14 protein-coding genes are annotated in these 16,261 nt (G+C 67.5%); 9 read left to right on the top strand and 5 right to left on the bottom strand.

Annotated features, from left to right (window positions below; translation table 11 throughout):
- Positions 1-316 precede the first annotated feature (316 nt).
- The 3 genes from AS031_RS19310 to AS031_RS19305 form a co-directional block, all read right to left on the bottom strand.
- On the bottom strand, positions 317-661 hold the full coding sequence (locus AS031_RS19310; protein ID WP_058269791.1) for a hypothetical protein: 345 nt from the start codon (positions 659-661) through the stop codon (positions 317-319).
- A 62-nt stretch (positions 662-723) separates the two neighbouring features.
- Positions 724-996, bottom strand: coding sequence for a hypothetical protein (locus AS031_RS19915; RefSeq protein WP_141688874.1), 273 nt, complete (start codon positions 994-996; stop codon positions 724-726).
- 167 nt (positions 997-1,163) lie between these two features.
- On the bottom strand, positions 1,164-2,087 hold the full coding sequence (locus AS031_RS19305; protein ID WP_176716581.1) for a patatin-like phospholipase family protein: 924 nt from the start codon (positions 2,085-2,087) through the stop codon (positions 1,164-1,166).
- A gap of 449 nt (positions 2,088-2,536) precedes the next feature.
- Here AS031_RS19305 and AS031_RS19300 point away from each other — a divergent pair, with 449 nt between their 5' ends.
- The 7 genes from AS031_RS19300 to AS031_RS19270 all read left to right on the top strand — a co-directional run bounded on the left by AS031_RS19300 (position 2,537) and on the right by AS031_RS19270 (position 10,720).
- Positions 2,537-3,427: a MurR/RpiR family transcriptional regulator gene (locus tag AS031_RS19300; protein ID WP_058269790.1), complete on the top strand. Its 891-nt coding sequence runs from the start codon at positions 2,537-2,539 to the stop codon at positions 3,425-3,427.
- A gap of 99 nt (positions 3,428-3,526) precedes the next feature.
- Entirely contained in the window at positions 3,527-4,468 is a 942-nt protein-coding gene (locus AS031_RS19295) for an NAD(P)-dependent oxidoreductase (RefSeq protein WP_058269789.1), read from the top strand.
- Positions 4,469-4,503: 35 nt separating this feature from the next.
- Complete coding sequence (locus tag AS031_RS19290; RefSeq protein ID WP_058269788.1) at positions 4,504-6,051, top strand: aldehyde dehydrogenase family protein; 1,548 nt, start codon at positions 4,504-4,506, stop codon at positions 6,049-6,051.
- Between the two features lie 8 nt (positions 6,052-6,059).
- Positions 6,060-7,340, top strand: a complete 1,281-nt coding sequence (locus AS031_RS19285) for an amidohydrolase (protein ID WP_058269787.1) — start codon at positions 6,060-6,062, stop codon at positions 7,338-7,340.
- Complete coding sequence (locus tag AS031_RS19280; RefSeq protein WP_058269786.1) at positions 7,337-8,734, top strand: DUF3100 domain-containing protein; 1,398 nt, start codon at positions 7,337-7,339, stop codon at positions 8,732-8,734. Before AS031_RS19285 ends, AS031_RS19280 begins: the two co-directional genes overlap by 4 nt.
- Positions 8,735-8,856: 122 nt before the next feature.
- The gene (locus AS031_RS19275; protein ID WP_058269785.1) at positions 8,857-10,092 is read left to right on the top strand and encodes an NYN domain-containing protein; all 1,236 of its coding nucleotides are present in this window, start codon (positions 8,857-8,859) and stop codon (positions 10,090-10,092) included.
- 103 nt (positions 10,093-10,195) lie between these two features.
- Positions 10,196-10,720: a flavodoxin domain-containing protein gene (locus AS031_RS19270; protein WP_058269784.1), complete on the top strand. Its 525-nt coding sequence runs from the start codon at positions 10,196-10,198 to the stop codon at positions 10,718-10,720.
- A 36-nt stretch (positions 10,721-10,756) separates the two neighbouring features.
- Here the strand turns inward: AS031_RS19270 and AS031_RS19265 are convergent, their stop codons facing one another.
- Positions 10,757-11,695 carry a LysR family transcriptional regulator gene (locus AS031_RS19265; RefSeq protein ID WP_058269783.1) on the bottom strand — a complete coding sequence of 313 codons (939 nt, stop codon included), beginning with the start codon at positions 11,693-11,695 and terminating at the stop codon, positions 10,757-10,759.
- Between the two features lie 241 nt (positions 11,696-11,936).
- Here AS031_RS19265 and AS031_RS19260 point away from each other — a divergent pair, with 241 nt between their 5' ends.
- The gene (locus tag AS031_RS19260; protein ID WP_058269782.1) at positions 11,937-13,058 is read left to right on the top strand and encodes a PrpF domain-containing protein; all 1,122 of its coding nucleotides are present in this window, start codon (positions 11,937-11,939) and stop codon (positions 13,056-13,058) included.
- Positions 13,059-13,082: 24 nt separating this feature from the next.
- The gene (locus tag AS031_RS19255; protein WP_058269781.1) at positions 13,083-14,528 is read left to right on the top strand and encodes an SLC13 family permease; all 1,446 of its coding nucleotides are present in this window, start codon (positions 13,083-13,085) and stop codon (positions 14,526-14,528) included.
- Positions 14,529-14,744: 216 nt separating this feature from the next.
- Here AS031_RS19255 and AS031_RS19250 read toward each other — a convergent pair.
- A partial coding sequence (locus AS031_RS19250; protein WP_371326008.1) for an HNH endonuclease signature motif containing protein occupies positions 14,745-16,261 on the bottom strand: 1,517 nt, incomplete at its 5' end.

Here is a 16,261-nt window from a genome sequence, read left to right as displayed (position 1 = left end):
AGACGCAACGGCAGCCGCTACCCCGGCCCCGCCACCCGCATCCACCACCAAACTGGTCTCCATGAACCAAGTCTCACAGGAGGGTCTGACATTCCGAGCCGCACCTGACCGGGACTCCCGACGGCGGAGGGGGTGCCGCGGTTTGGGCGTGGGAGTTGCCACCTTGGTCAGCGCAGGAGCAGGCGGCGGTCCAGGCTAAGTAGTTGACGGCATGCGCCGGTGGACTTGGCTACGTCGGTCCAGCCACTGTGAAGTGGTCACTGTTTCCGGTCCTCACGTCAACATGCGGACAGCCAGAGTGGGAAACGACCGTCAGCTACGCTGCCAGCGGCATGTCGAACAGTTGCTCGGCGAGCCTGATGAGATGGCGGGGTGCATCCGCTTGGCCACCGGAGGGTGCCCGCCCAATAAACGTTGCTGTTCCGTGGATGGTGCCCTCCACGTCCAGGCCGGCCTCTCGAATGAGGACCTCGGCCCGCAGGTTATGGAAGATCCTGCCGGACGCGTTGTCCAGGTAGGCATGCCAGTCGGCTCCCGCCAGCATTCCGACGTCCCCGGATGCCACGCGCAGCAGGGATGCTTCGTCCAGCATCAGGGACGTGATGTGTACCGGGTGGACCAGCCGTGCGGGCACCACCAGGGCGTTCAGGAAGGTGTTCATGGTTTGCGTCCTTGGCGCGGGCGGCCTGCCGGGCTAGGAGTCGGCGGGCCGCCCGCGGGCTTTTAGCGCTGGTTCTTGCGCGGCTTGATGAAATTCAGTTCGCTGTTCCCGTGCTTGGCCTTTTTCTCGGCCCGCTTTTCGAGAATGGACTTTCCGGCTTTTTTGTTAGCGCCGCCTCGTGGGGATTTTCCGGACATCGGAATCACGCCTTTCTGTGCTTGCGATACCCGATACCATACCTGCTTTTGTTTTTTATGCCAGTCGGCAGAATTCTCCGCAGAATCCGCCGCAGACGGCGCCGCAGGGCCCGCAGGAAGGCTGACTGAAGGAGTCACGCGGCATGACGGCTTTTTACCCTTCCGCAGTTTTCCGTCTTTTCCTGTCAATCTTCCAAAAGCGGAAAATTTCCTTGGGGCCGCCGCCCGCAGGAAATTCGACCGCTCAGCGGAGGTATCCGTAAAAGTGGAAATCAGCAGAGATCACGGCGGCGGATTACCCCGGGTCAGCTCCAGAATTTCCGGAGCTTTTCCGCCATGTCAAGGCCCTGCCGGTAACCGGCACTTGCGGCCGCGGGACGCAACGCGGGGTTCATTGCGGAGGCGCCGAAAAGGTGCTCCTCGTCCGCGGCGGGAAACACCGTTTCCACGCTGCTGCCGCCCGCACGCAGCGCGGCCGCCTGGACCGCCAGGTTCAGGCCCCATTCCGCAGGAGTCCGGGACCTGCCGCCGAACGGTGACAGCACGAGCACGCAGCGGCACCCGGCAGCGAGGTCTGCGTTTTCGGCACCCGCCCGGTAGCCGCCGTCGATATAGGCGTTGCCCCCGGCGCTGTAGGCGAACCCGCTGGAACAACTGGCGGCCACGGCGTCGGCCAGGTCCAGTCCGCTGTGGCGGTCGAAGACGACGGGTTCACCGGTACGGGCGTCCACCGCTGTGATGAAGGTGGCGCGTTCCGGCCAGTCCTGGCTGGGCAGGCGGGCGGCCACCGTGGCACGCCACCGCGGGGACGGATCGACGTCCGACGATAGGTCCAGCGCTGAAGCCCCCACCCGCCGGCGCATGTCAGCAGGGTCCTTTGCCACGGCAATGATCCGGTCGATCCGCTCCAGGTGGTTGGCTACCACCCCGTCCGGACGCCGGGAAGACCCGGGGCCGGATGCCGCCAGCGAAGTTGGCGGGCCGGCCTGCGCGGCCGGCAAGGCCGGTGAGCCCGCCGAAGTCTCCAGGATCGCGGCGAGCAGCGTGGCCGGATCCGCCCCGCCAATTTGGGCCGCGGCAGTGGATCCGGCGGAGGTTCCAATGACCAGGTCGGCATCGGTCACCGCCGCTCCGGCCTGCGCCAGGCCGGCAAGGACGCCGATCAGCCAGGCGTTGCCGGTGGATCCGCCGCCGCCCAGGACCAGGGCACGCCGGCCACCGGAGGGCATCCGGTCCGTGGCATCCAGGGGCGCGCGGCCCAGGGAAGGGCCGGAAGATGCCGCCGGCGGCGCAGCGGCCGAAGCGGCAGAAAAGGGTGAAGAGGTTGAGTCCATGGGAGTCGCCTTTCGCGAACAGGCCTGTGCGGCGCTCCCGGCGGCGGCTAGCTGAGCCGCGTGATCGTGGGCTGCAGGGGAGCGCCCATTACGGATACTGCGTTCATGGGTCTCACCTCCTGCGGCCGGGTCACGATCACCGGAATCGTCGCACACCAGGAGGCCCCGCGCAATGGCACAGCCGCTCACTAGACAAGCACCAGACAAAGCAGCAGACGGAGCAGCAGGCGCCGGGCAAGTTTTTACATCCCGGTAACGCAAACTTCTAGCCGCAAACAAAATTGCAGAGTACATTGGATGCAATTGCACTTGCAGAGTGATCTGGATTACAGGATGGAACCTCCGTGAACACCAATGCCATCGAGGAGAAGGCGGGCGCCGGACAGGGCGGCATCAGCTCCCACGCCTGGTTGGGGGACGCGCTTCCCGATGTTCCGCTGACCAAGGCGCAGAGCCGGGTAGTTGAAGTCATCCGCCGGAACCCGCAGCTCTCCTCCTACGCGGACATTGCCGAGATTGCCCAGCGGGCGGACGTGAACAGCTCCTCGGTGGTCCGCACGGCGCAGCACCTGGGATACCGGGGTTGGCCGGACCTGCAGCGTGAGCTCCGGTCCCGCTACCTGGTGATGATCTCCACGGAGGACACCCTCACCGAACACGGTGAACACCGCAGCCCGCTCCGCGAGGCCATCACCCACGACATCGAAAACCTGCGCCTCACCCTCGATTCCAACACCGCGGAAGAAGCCGAGTCCGCCATTGCGGCCATGGCAGCAGCAAAGTCCATCACCGTCGTCGGCATCGGATCCTTCGCCGGCCCCGCAAGCGTCATGGCCCATTTGGGGTCCACCATGGGCTATCCCATCACGCTGGAAAACCGCGCAGGTCCGCACCTGGCATCCACCACCAACAGCCTGGGGCCTGGAGATGTCCTGGTGGTCATCAACATGTGGCGCTCGGTGAAGCACATCATCGTCGCCGCCGAGGCCGCCAAGCAGGCCGGTGCCACGGTTATTGCCATCAGCGACCTGCGCCGTGGCCGGCTGGCCACCGCGGCGGACCACCTCCTGGTGGTGGCATCCGAAGGCATCTCCTTCTTCCAGTCCGTCACCGCCGCCAATTCCCTGGTTTACGGGCTGCTGGCCGGCATGGAGGCGGCACATCCGGAACGCAGCCGGGCCGCCATCCGCCGCACGCAGCAGCTCTGGAAAGACCTGGACATCTACCTCGACTAAAACCGGGCCCCACCGGAGCCCAATCCCCAAGCCCTCACACCAGTTCAAGGCCACAGCCACCACTGCATGACCGCTATCAGCACCCCAGGAGTACCCCACATGAACGAGCCACAAAACCGCCGCGTTGCCGTCATCGGCCTCGGCGCCATGGGCGGAGCCATGGCTGCCACCCTGCACAACGCCGGCTGGGACGTCACCGGCTTCGACCCCTCTGATGCCGCCCGGGCAGCCGCGGAAAAGGCCGGCATCACCACTACCGACAGCCTTGAGGACGTTGCGGGCACCGCCTACGCCGTCCTGTCCCTGCCCGCCGCTGGCATCGTGGAAACCACCGTTCCCCAGCTGCTGGGCAGGCCGGGGACGGTGGCGATCATCGACACCACCACGTCCGAGCCGGCCACCAGCAAACGGATGGCCCAACTCGCCGAAAGCCGGCAGGCGGCCTTCATCGACGCACCGGTTTCCGGCGGCCGCGACGGCGCCGCAACAGGAACGCTCAGCGCTTTCGTGGGAGCCACGGACGCAGCGCTCGAGGCCGCCAAGCCGGTCCTGCTGGCCCTCACTGGCGGCAACTACAGCCACATCGGAGGCCCCGGCAGCGGCAACGTGGTCAAGCTCCTCAACAACGTCCTAGCGGCGGCCAACCTCGCCTCCGTCGGCGAAGCGCTGGGAGTGGCCAAGGCCTACGGCATCGACCCCGCGACGGCGGCCGCCAGCATCAGCGGCGCGTCCGGCGGCAGCAAGGTCTCGGCCGCCATGTACCCCAACTGGGTGCTCACCGGCAGCCACGACTCCGGCTTTTCCATGGGCCTGATGGCGCGGGACGCCTCACTCGCCGTGGACATCGCGGAACAGATCGGCGAAAAGCCGGCGCTGCTGGCAACCGTGGCCAATCAGTGGCAGGACGCCCTGGCAGTGCTCGGACCCAAGGCCGACTTCACCGAGATCGCCCGCACCGTGGCCCCCGCCATCACACCCGCCGGCGCCCCGGACGCCACCAGGCCGGAGACCACACAGCCCGGCACGACTTCCGCAGCCTGAAGCCCCCAACGGCAGACCCCAAAGGAAACAGCATCTTGAGCCTCACCACAGCCCCCACATCCTCATCGGCGGCCACCGCCAAGTCGGTCCTCGACGCCGCGTTCCCCAACGGCCTCGGCGCGTTCGTCGACGGCCGCGTCGCCACCGGCAGCGGCGACAGCATCACCCTTACCAGCGCCGCCACCGGCGAACCGTTCGCCACGTATGCGGACCCCGGCGCCGAGGGTGCCAACGCCATCCTGGAAAACGCGACGACGGGCGCCAAGGTTTGGGGCGCGCTGAACGGTTTCGAGCGGGCCGCCATTCTCCGCAACGTCAGCCGCGCCGTGGAAGGGCACGTCGAGGAACTCGCCATCCTGGAATCCGCCACCACCGGCAAGCCCATCCGGGACGCCCGGGTGGAGGCGGCCAAGGTGGCGGAGATGTTCGGCTACTACGCGGGCTGGGCGGACAAGCTCACCGGCCAGACCATCCCCCTCCCGGGCAACTGGCACACGTACACCGAGCGGGTGCCGTGGGGCGTCGTCGTGGCCATCACGCCCTGGAACGCACCCATGTTCACGGCCGGCTGGAACTCCGCCGCACCGCTGGCCGCCGGCAACGCCGTGATCATCAAGCCCAGCGAATTCACCCCGGCCTCATCGGTCCGGCTGGCCCAGATCGCCCACGAGGCAGGCCTCCCCGCCGGCGTCTTCAACGTGGCCGCGGGCCTCGGCCAGACCGTCGGCGCCGCCCTCACCACCGACCCGCGCGTGGGCAAGGTCAGCTTCATCGGCTCCGTCCCCACCGGCCGCCGCGTCGCCGTTGCCGCAGCGCAGGCCGGGATCCCGGCGCTGCTGGAGCTCGGCGGCAAGAGCGCGAACATCGTCTTCGCCGATGCCGACCTCGAACGCGCCGCCGAAGGCGCCGTCTCCGCCATCTTCTCCGGCGCCGGCCAGTCCTGCGTGGCAGGGTCACGGCTGCTGGTGGAGCGCAGCGTCCACGCCGAGTTCGTGGAGATGGTCGCTGCCAAGGCGGCCCTGCTGCGGGTGGGCGACCCCCTCAGCGCGGACACCGAGGTGGGCCCCATCATCACCCCGCAGCAGTTCGCCACGGTCACGCGCCTGATCGAAGTCGGAATGGACGACGGCGGCAGGCGCCTCACCGGGGCCACGTTGCCGGAGTCGCTGAGCGGCTCGGCCTTGAAGGGCGGCCACTGGGTCATGCCCACGCTGCTGGACGGCGTCACCCCCGCGAACCGGCTGGAAACCACGGAAGTCTTCGGCCCCGTGGTGGGCGCCGACGCGTTCGACACCGAGGCCGAGGCCATCGCCCGGGCCAACAACACCAGCTTCGGCCTGGCCGGCGCGGTCTGGACCTCCGACGTGTCCCGCGCGCACCACGTGGCCCGTGAGGTCAAAGCCGGCACGTTCTGGATCAACGCGTACAAGACCATCCACGTGGCCGTTCCGTTCGGCGGGTTCGGCGATTCCGGCCACGGCCGCTCGTCCGGCCCCGGCGTGCTGGACGAGTACACGCAGACCAAGGCCATCTGGGTTCCCACCCGGGCGGCCGGTTCCCCGTTCCCGTCGCTGTCCTACTAGGAGACCCCATGGACACCACTGAAACAACAGGCACTGAAACAACCGGAACAGCCAGCTCCGACCCAACCCCGGCGGCCGGTGCCTTGCGCACCGCGGTGGCGGACGGCGTCGACCGCTGGAAGCCCCGGGTGGAGGCGCTGGCCCGGAACATCCACTCGTACAAGGAGACCTCCTTCGAGGAGGTTCGGTCCGCGGAAGCCATCACCGCCCTGCTGGAAGAGGGCGGCTTCGAGGTGGAGCGCGGCACGTCCGGGCTGCCCACCGCGTTCTCCGCGAGCGCAGGCACGGGCGACCTCACCGTCGCGCTGTGCGTGGAATACGACGCACTTCCGGGCATCGGGCACGCCTGCGGTCACAACCTGATCGCCGGCGCATCGGTGGCCGCGGCCCTGGCCCTGCGGCCGCTGGTGGACGAGCTCGGCATCACCCTGAAGGCGATCGGCACACCGGCGGAGGAGCACGGCGGCGGCAAGGCGCTCATGCTGGAGCGTGGCGCGTTCGACGGCGTGGGGCTGGCTTTGATGGTCCACCCGGTCCAGGACGGGCTCACCTACAACCCGGCCGGGACCAGCGCGCAGGCGGTGGGCCGCTACAAGGCGACGTTCACCGGCAAGGCGGCGCACGCAGCCGCCGCTCCGCACCTGGGAGTGAACGCCGCCGACGCCGCCGTGCTCAGCCAGGTGGCCATCGGGCTGCTGCGCCAGCAGATCCCGTCCGACCACCGCATTGCCTGCTTCGTGGCCGAGGCGGGGCACGTCACCAACATCATCCCGGAGAAGGCCGTGGTGGAGTTTGAATGCCGTGCCTTCACCCTCCCCGAATTCCACGCCCTGCTGGGGCGGGTGCGCCGCTGCTTCGAAGGCGCCGCGCTGGCCACCGGCACCACGCTGGAGTTCGAGGACACCGAGCCGCTGTATGAACCCTTGCTCCAGGACGACGACCTGGCAGCGCACTGGACCGCGGCGATGGACGCGTTCGGCAAGGACACGTCCAGGTCCTCCGGACTGAGCGGCGGCTCCACGGACATGGGCAACATCTCCCAGGTGATCCCGTCCCTGCATCCGTGGCTGAGCATTCCCGGCGCGGACGTCCCCATCCATTCGCACGCATTCGCCGCCCTCGCGGACACTCCCCCGGCGTACGGCGTGATGTTCGAGGCCGGCACCGCCCTGGCCTGGACTGTCGCCGCGGCCGCCTCAACCCCCACCCAACGCGAACGCTTCACCCAGGCGGCGTACCGCCGTCGTACTTCCACCCCGGAAGCTTTCACCCAGGAAGGCGCATCATGAGCACTGCCAAAACAGCCCGGATCGAGACCGCCGGTGCCAGGCTGACCCTCCCCATCGGCGCTTTGGCGTTCGTCATCGCCCTGGCCGTCCAGTTCATCGGCCAGGCCAAGATCGACCTCGGAATCGGCGCCATCATCATCTTCCCCATGGTGTGGGGCCTGATCCTGGGCCTGCTGGTCTCGGTCCAGAAGTTCAAGCCGCTGGGCATCGACCTGCAGCGCGTGGCGGCAGCCCTGGTGGGCGTCGCTGTGCTGCTGCTGGTGGCCCGGCTGGCGTTCAACATCGGCCCCAGCCTGCCCACGCTGCTGAAGGCCGGACCCGCGCTGCTGCTGCAGGAAGTGGGCCACCTGCTGGGCACCATCGTGCTGGCGCTGCCGCTGGCCGTGCTGCTGCGGATGGGCAAGGCCACCGTGGGTGCCACCTTCTCGCTGGACCGTGAACCTTCCTTCGCCATGGTGTCCGAGAAGTACGGGCCGGACTCTGACCAGTACCGCGGCGTGCTGGCCATGTACGTGTTCGGAACGCTGTTCGGCGCCGTGTTCATCACGCTGCTGACCTCGCTGGTGTCCAACTGGAAGATCTTCGACCCCCTGGCCCTGGCCATGGGCGCCGGTGTGGGCTCGGGATCCATGATGGCCGCATCCGCCGCCAGCATCATCGCCGCCTACCCGGCGGACCAGGAAGCCATCCTGGGCATGGCGGCCGTTTCCAACCTGATCACCACGGTCCTGGGCGTCTACGTGGGCATCTACATCGCCCTGCCGCTGGCGGACAAGTTCTACCGGGTACTCACCCGCAAGCAGGAAACCCGGCAGGCTGTTGCCGCCGGGACCGGCGCCGGGGCCTCGGGAACCGCTGACGGTGCCGCCGGCCCCAGCGCAGCGGATCTCGACCGCGAGGCTGCCCAGGCGGAGGAAAACCGCCGGTTCCGCGAGCGCGTGGCGGAATCCTCCGCGGCGATCAAGCTGCCGCTGTGGCTGTCCCTGTCCGTCCTGACGGTCCTGGGCATCGGCACCGCGTCCGTGGCCGCCAAGGGCTTCAGCCTCAGCATCGTGGCCGGCTACGGGGTCATGCTGGCGCTGGTCCTGCTAAGCATCGCGCTGGCCAAGCTGACCCGGAAGATCTCCGCGATCGTGTTCATCACCACCATCGGCGCGTACATTTCCAGCCCGTGGTTCTTCGCCGCCGGCCCGCTGAACGATGCGGTCAAGACGGTGGACTTCCTGTCCATCGCCACAGTGATGCTGACCCTCGCCGGCCTGTCCCTGGGCAAGGACATCCCGCTGCTGAAGAACATCGGCTGGAAGATCATCCCGGTGGGCCTGGTGGCCATCACGGCCTCCTTCCTGCTGTCCACGGTGATCGCCGAGTTCGCCCTGGGCTTCTGGCACTGACGGCGGCTTAGTCCCCACTCCCCCAACAGACACGGACGACGGCGGGTGCTTCCCGCCGTCGTCCGTGTCGTTGTGTGCGGGAAAAGGTAGTTGCTGCCGGACGTTGCTGGCACACTGGGCCAATGAATGAGGCGCTTCCCGCCACACGGCGGCCCGGCATCCGCGCGGCAATGTTCGTGGACTTCGACAACGTGTTCACCGGCCTGCAGGCCATCGACCCGCTGGCGGCCAAGCGCTTCGCCGAGGATCCCAAGCACTGGGCCGATGCCCTGTCCGCCGGAGGCTCCGGTGGCGGGACCCGGCGCTTCCTGATCCGCAACTGCTACCTGAACCCGATGGTGTATTCGAAGTACCGCCCGTACTGGACGCGTGCCGGATTCCGGGTGATCGACTGCCCGTCGCTGACGCAGCGGGGCAAGAGCAGCACGGACATCAACCTGGTGCTTGATGCCATGGACGCCCTGTCCGGAAGCGTGGGCATCGAGGAGTTCTTCATTGCCTCCGCGGACGCGGACTTCACCTCACTGATCCAGCGGTTCCGGGCCGCGGACAGGATGACCACCGTCATCGCCGCCGGGGCGGTGGCATTTGCCTACCGGGAGATGGCGGACCACGTGGTGGAATCCCACGACTTTGTTTCCATCCTCACCGGTTCCACTGCCGAGCCGGTCCGCGCCCTGGCACCCGTGAACCAGCGCCAGGTTCCGGCCCAGGCCAAGGCGAAAACCAAGGCGATGCCGCCGGGGGTCCGCGAGGTGCTGGAGTTTGTCCGCACGGCACCGGGGCCGGTGGTGGGAGCGATGGTGGCGCACCGGGCCCTCGCTGCGGACCCGTCCCTCAAGACGGACTGGGGCGGCTACGGAAAGTTCGGAACGTGGGTGTCACAGATCGGCAAGGACGTGGAGTACTCGGCGGCGCAGGGCGGCTGGGTGTGGGACGCCAAACGGTTTTCCAGCGAGGACCTCCCGGCTTCTGTGGAAACCCAGCCGGGCATCGAGGAGCAGGTTGCCCGGGTCACGGACGTTCCGGCGCTCTCGGCAGCCCAGTTCCGGCAGATCTTCCTGGCCATGGCGGCGCGGTTGCGGGAACACCCGGCCAACCGCACCGAGCTGTCACGGCAGGTCCGGGACGACTGCGTCAGCGCCGGCGAGCCGGTGTCCAGGAACGCGGTGAGCTTCGTACTGCAGGGGCTGGGCTACGCGAACTTCCAGCTCACCGACGAGGCCACGGCGGCGGAGCTGGCGGCGGCCTGGACCCGGTACGTGGAGGAGCTGTGCCGGGTGGCCCTGCTGGAGTTCGACGCCGGAGAGCAGCTGGCTGTGCGGCGGTGGGCCAGCGGCGGGCTGCTGGACAAGTAGCGCACCGGAAGCGGACGCCCGCGGGGACGTTCGGCCCTACGGAGGCGGCCCGGGGATTGGCACAGTGGTAGGCAGCAGAGCCAAGCGTCCAGGAAGGTCAGCCATGTCCACCATCTACATCCCCTACGGGACCACCGAGGGGCAGACCGCGAAGATCGCCGAGTTCATCGCGGACGTGGTCCAGGCACACGGACACCAGGCCACGGCGGCGGACATCAAGGACGCAGGGGACGTCATTCCGGAGGGCTGTGACGCCGTGCTGGTGGGTGCCTCGGTGCATGTGGGCAAGCATGAAAAATACGTGGGCGACTTCGTCCGCAAGAACCGCGAGACCCTGGAAAGGCTGCCGTCCGCATTGTTCTCAGTCAGCATGGCGGCCCACGGCGACACGGAAAGCGCCGAGGGCTACGTGGAGAAGTTCGAGGAGGAAACCGGCTGGCGTCCCGCGCAGGTGGGTTTGTTCAGCGGCGCCATCCCCTACACCCACTACGGGTTCGTCAAACGGCTCATCATGAAGCGGATCGCCAGCAGCCAGGGTTCCACGGATACCGACACGTCCCGCGATTACGTCTACACGGAGTGGGACGGCGTGAAGCAGTTCGCCGAGGATTTCCTGGCCAAGCTGTAGCCCGGACTCCTGCCCGGCAGTCGCGGGGCGAATCTCCTAGAGGTAGTCTCCGGCCCTTTCGCGGGCGATCTCGAGGAGCGTGGTCTGGAATGCCACCTCGGCCGGGGCATAGACCTTGTCCTGGCGCTGGGCCAGCAGGACGCGGCGCAGCGGGGCTGACTCGCCGAGGCTGAGCACGCGCACGTCCGGGTGCTGGAGGGCGACGGCGGTCTTGGGCACCAGGGCAACGCCCATCCCCACGCTCACCATGGCCTGGGCTTCCTGGTAGTCGTTGGCGAGGAAGCCGATGGTGGGTTCGAACCCGGCGTCGTGCGCTGAACGCTGCAGCACCTCCACCACGGGGTGGGCTTCCGCGCGGACGATCCACGACTCGTTGCGCAGGTCCTCCATGGCCACCTGCTCCTTGTCCGCCAGCGGGTGGCTGGCAGCCACCAGGAGCACCGTGCCCTCCTGGAAGACTTCGGTGATGCGGATGGAGTCGTCGTGGAACCTGTTCCACGGGTAATCCCAGAGCAGGCAGAGGCCGGTCACTCCGGATTGGAGGTCCGCCACCAGTTCGTCGAAGCGGGCGCTGCGCAGCGACAGGCTGATGGCGGGGTACCGCTTCTTGAAGGCGCGGATCACGATGGGGAGGAAGGATCCGGCCAGCGTGGGGAAGGTGCCTACCGTCAGGGCACCCCGCTTGAGGCCGGCGATCTGGTCCAGGTCCGACTGCGCGGCTTTCATCTGCCGGAGGATCTGGCGCGCGTGACCCGCCAGCACCTGCCCGGCCTCCGTGGGCACCACTCCGCGGGACCGGCGGGTCAGCAGGGGCTGCCCCACCTCCTGTTCCAGCTTGCGCAACTGCTGTGACACGGCGGAGGGCGAATACATCATCAGGTCCGCCGCGGCGGTGATGGATCCCTGCTCCACCACCTCCAGCAGCACCGCCAGGCGGCGCACGTCGAAAAGATGTGCCTCGTCATCGTGAAGCATTGCTTTACCCCTCGCAAGTTTTCGTTCATTTGGTTCACCGAGTCCAGATCCAGCCTTACTGCTGCCCCGAAATGATGCCGGCACTCTTGGAAACGCGCCTGCTTTTGGTCCTGCGATTCAATGATTGAAGCAATACTACATCCCCCTTCAATTATTGAACATTGTCTTAATTTGTGATCCGGATCAATCTCTTTACAGGGCCCCTTGCAGTAATCGAGGCACAAGGAGATGTGAAGGACCAATGAAGATCGAAGCAGAGTGGATGCGCGGAGGCACCAGCAAATGCTGGGTGTTTGAAGCGGACCAGCTTGGCGACGGCGCCAGCCTCGACTCGCTCCTGCCACGGGTGTTCGGCAGCCCGGATTCGCGGCAGATCGACGGCGTGGGCGGAGCAACGTCCACTACCAGCAAGGCAATGATCCTGGACCGCCCCGCCGAGGACGGCATCGACGTCGACTTCACGTTCGCCCAGGTGGGGATCGAAGAAGCCACCGTGGATTGGGGAAGCAACTGCGGAAACTGCTCCGCGGTGGTTGGCCTCTACGCCATCGAAAAAGGCTGGGTGGTTCCCGGCGGCGACGTCACCAAGATCGTCACCCGCAACACGAATACGGGCCAGATCATCGTCCAGCGTGTGGCCACCCCCGCAGGAGCGCTGCCCATCGTCCCCGATGCGCAGATGCCCGGGGTTCCGTTTCCCGGCTACCGGGTGGGCCTGGGCTTCCAGGACCCGGCCGGCAAAACCACCGGAGCCCTGCTGCCCACAGGTTCGGCGACGGACACCATCACGGCCGGCGGAACCCGCTGGACGGTCTCCATGGTGGACGCCGGCGCACCCGTGGTGATTGTCCGCGCCGAGGACCTCGGCCTGGACCCGGCCCGCTACGAAAACTGGCTGGCCGGCGTCGAACTCCAACTGGACACGCTGGACCAGATCCGGCGCCAGGCGGCGGTACGAATGGGCCTGGCCCCCACAACCGCTGCGGCGGCGCGGGCCATCCCCAAGCTGGCCATCGCCGCAGCCCCGGCCGACTCCGGGGACCGGGACGCGGCCGACATCAACGTCATGATGCTCTCCATGGGCAGGCCGCACCCGGCGCTGGCCATCACCGGCAGCATCGCGCTGACCCTGGCGGCCCGCACTCCGGGCACCGTGCTGCACCACATGACAGGCGGCACGCAGGGCGCCGCGCTGAAGCTGCGGACCCCGGCCGGGGTCCTCGAAACCTGGACCGAAGAGAACGATGGTGGCCTGCTGGTCGGCGTCGACCGTACGGCCCGGACCATCGCCACCACCGTTATCCACCTCCCCGAGGCCCTGGGCAGTGCTGCCGAAGAAGCCTTCGCGGGAGCCACTCGATGAGGAGTACCCGCCATGACTAACACGATGCAAAATCCCAAAGACACTGTTGAGAAGACCCGGGAGCGGCAGTCGCCGGACCAGCAGTCCCCGCGCAACAACCGCCGCCGCCGTATCCTGCTGGTGTCGGTGGTCGGCATCGCCCTCCTTGCTTTGCTTGCCCTCGTCCTGGCGGGGGGCGTCTTCAACCAGGCGCCCACCGGGGAATCGGAGCACAGCATGACCGCGGTACAGATCATCCCGCTCATCATCCTCGTGGTGATGTTCGTGGTCGCCACCAAATGGCCACTGAACATCGGCGTGATGGGGCTGGTGGCGTCCTTCGGCGTCGGCTATTTCATGCTGGGCATGGACGACAAGGAAATCCTGGCCGATTTCCCGGCCAACATCGTCATCACCATCATCGGTGTCACGTACTTCTTCAGCATGGCGCAGCGCAACGGCACCATCGACATCATCGTCCAGACCTGCGTCCGGCTGGTCCGGGGCAAGACGCTCCTGCTTCCGTGGGTGTTCTTCCTGATGGCCGCCGCCCTCACCGCGCTGGGCACCTTCTCCCCCGCCGCCGTCGCCCTGCTGGCTCCCGCCGCGATCGGCCTGGCGTACGAGTCCCGGATCCACCCGGTCCTCATGGGTGCGTTCATCATCAACGGCGCCCACGCAGGCGGCTTCTCCCCGCTGTCCGTGGCCGGCGTCCTGGTGCACGACATTGCCGTCAAGAACGGGTTCCCCATCTCACAGGGTTCGCTGTTCATCGCCAGCTTCGCCATCAACTTCATCCTGTCGGCGCTGACCGTGGTGCTGTTCGGCCTGCTGGGCAAGCTGCGTGACGGGGAAGGCATCCACGCCGACCTTGAGACCCCCGCACTGGGCCGCCCCCACGGGCAGCAGATCTTCACCCTGGCACTCATCGGTGCACTGCTGGTCTGCGCCCTGGGCTTCCACATGCCGATCGGTTTCGTGGCCCTCTCCGCCGGCCTGCTGCTGGCCTTTGTGAACATCAAGGAACACAAGACCTTCATCGGCGGCGTCTCCTGGTCCACTGTCCTGCTGGTGGCCGGCATGATCACCTACGTTTCGCTGCTGCAGCACGTGGGCGTCATCGACACCCTGGCCGAGCAGGCGCTGGCGCTGGGCGCCCCGCTGCTGGTGGCTCTGGTCCTCTGCTACGTGATCGGCGTGGGCTCGGCCTTCGCCAGCTCGACGGCGCTGCTCACCGCATTCATCCCGCTGGCAGGGCCGCTGCTGGCCAGCAGCTCGCTGAGCGCCTCCGGCACGGTGGCCGCCCTGGCCATTGCAGCCACGGTTGTGGACGTATCCCCCTTCTCCACCGACGGCGCCCTGGTGGTGGCCAACGCCCGTGAGGACGACCGGCAGCGCGTGTACAAGCAGCTCATGATGTACGCCGGTGGTGTGGTGCTGGCAGCTCCGGCGCTGGCCTGGGTCCTGCTGGTACCCACCGGCATCATGTAAGCCCGAGTTTGCAGGCCCGGGTGCCGCTCCCCTACTCCCATCGCAACAGGAACCCCGAAAGTCGGGCACGGGAGCGGGCATCCGTTTGAGTCAAGAGGCAGGATCCGCAAGGGTCCTGCCTCTTGGCATGTCGCAGGGGACTCCTGCAGCAGGGCTAATCCCCGCCCCGTGTTGACGCCCGCAGGGCAGCGGGCAGCGTCAACCCGGCACTGAGTGTCAGGAGGCGAGGTAGTCCGTGAGTGCCTGCTCGAGGGGGCTCAGCTCCGCGTCCGGCGCGGCGGGCCGGACCGGAAAGTTGCCGGTCGAGTTGTCCGGGTGCAGGCCCATTGACCTGGCAGGAATTAACCCTGGCGGGATGATGGGTGGGGTCCGGTCGGGTTGTTCGGCCGGGTAGTGCCTGCCGGTCGGCGAGGTCCAGCCCGGCGGTTCGTCCTTGCTGGCCGGGGTGGGTGTCCACCGGCTTTGGTGCTTGAGCCGGTGGTGTTTCGGGCATACCTGGCCCAGATTACTGACCCCGGTGGCCCCGCCATGCTCCCAAGCGGTCAGATGATCATTCTCGTTATCCGTAGTGTGGTTGCTGCAGCCCGGGAACGTGCACTTACCATCCCGCACCCGCAACCACTTCTTCAGGCCCTCCGGCAACCGGTAGCTCCTCCGGCCGATCTCCAACGGCGCCCCATCCCGGGGATCCACCAACAACCTGTACAACGACCCCGCACCCTCGCCCACCAGCCTCCGCGCCACCGACGCCGGAACCGGACCATACCCGTCGACCTCGCCCGGCTCATCCGTGACACCCAACGTGGACAGCACCGGGACCACGACCAGCACATCGGCCTTCGGCGACGGAAGCTTCCGCAGATCAGGGCCCGTCTCACCCAGCAACAGATTGGCACCGACATCGGCCCGCAACTGCGGCAAGGTCCGGACCTCGCCCGGGCCCTGCAAACCACGCCCGATCGCCGTGGCCTTATTCCAAATGGCGCAGGCAGTACCGCCGGGCAGAAGCAGCGAAATCCGGGCCATCCCATCAGGCTCGGGCCGGTACTCCATCCGACGGTCCGCCACAGCCAACGCATGCCGGACCTCCAACGTGTCCGGGTACTGACGCTCCCGCCACGACCGGACCTTCCGCCGGAACCGCGACGGGACCAACTCCCCCGGCACCGCACCACGGGCCGGGTTGGGCGCCTGCGGGTCGAAAAAGTGCGCCTCCAACGCCGCCACCCGTACCGGATCCAGTCCGCTGGTTTCATCAGCCAACACCCGCGCATGCTGCCAGGAGATGGTCCCGGCCTGCAACGCATCCAACGCCAACGGCAACGACGTGGTCAACGCGTGCGCCTCACCCAACAGGTTTGACGCCGCACCCTCACCCACCGTCAACACACCCGCGACCTCAGCCACCAAGCACTTCTCCCGAGCCGACGCCTCAAACGCACCCGAGACAGGCCCCTCCAACACCTCCGACACCGAAGCATAAGCGGCCACCAAACGAACCTTCACCGCCGCAGCAGCAGCCTCAACCCGCGCCAACACCTCCAAACCAGAAAGGCACCGCTCAGCCAGGGTTTTCAAGGGATCACTTTCGGCTGACAGATCTGACGGGCGCCGGGACACAGGAGGGGTGACGACCTCCGAAAGCTGGTCAACCAGCCCGGCGACAGACGCAACGGCAGCCGCTACCCCGGCCCCGCCACCCGCATCCACCACCAAACTGGTCTCCATGAACC

This window comes from Pseudarthrobacter enclensis, from assembly GCF_001457025.1.
GTDB classification, from domain to species: Bacteria; Actinomycetota; Actinomycetes; order Actinomycetales; family Micrococcaceae; genus Arthrobacter; species Arthrobacter enclensis.
Note: the sequence above shows the minus strand (reverse complement) of the source record. Positions and strands in the feature narration are given on the sequence as shown.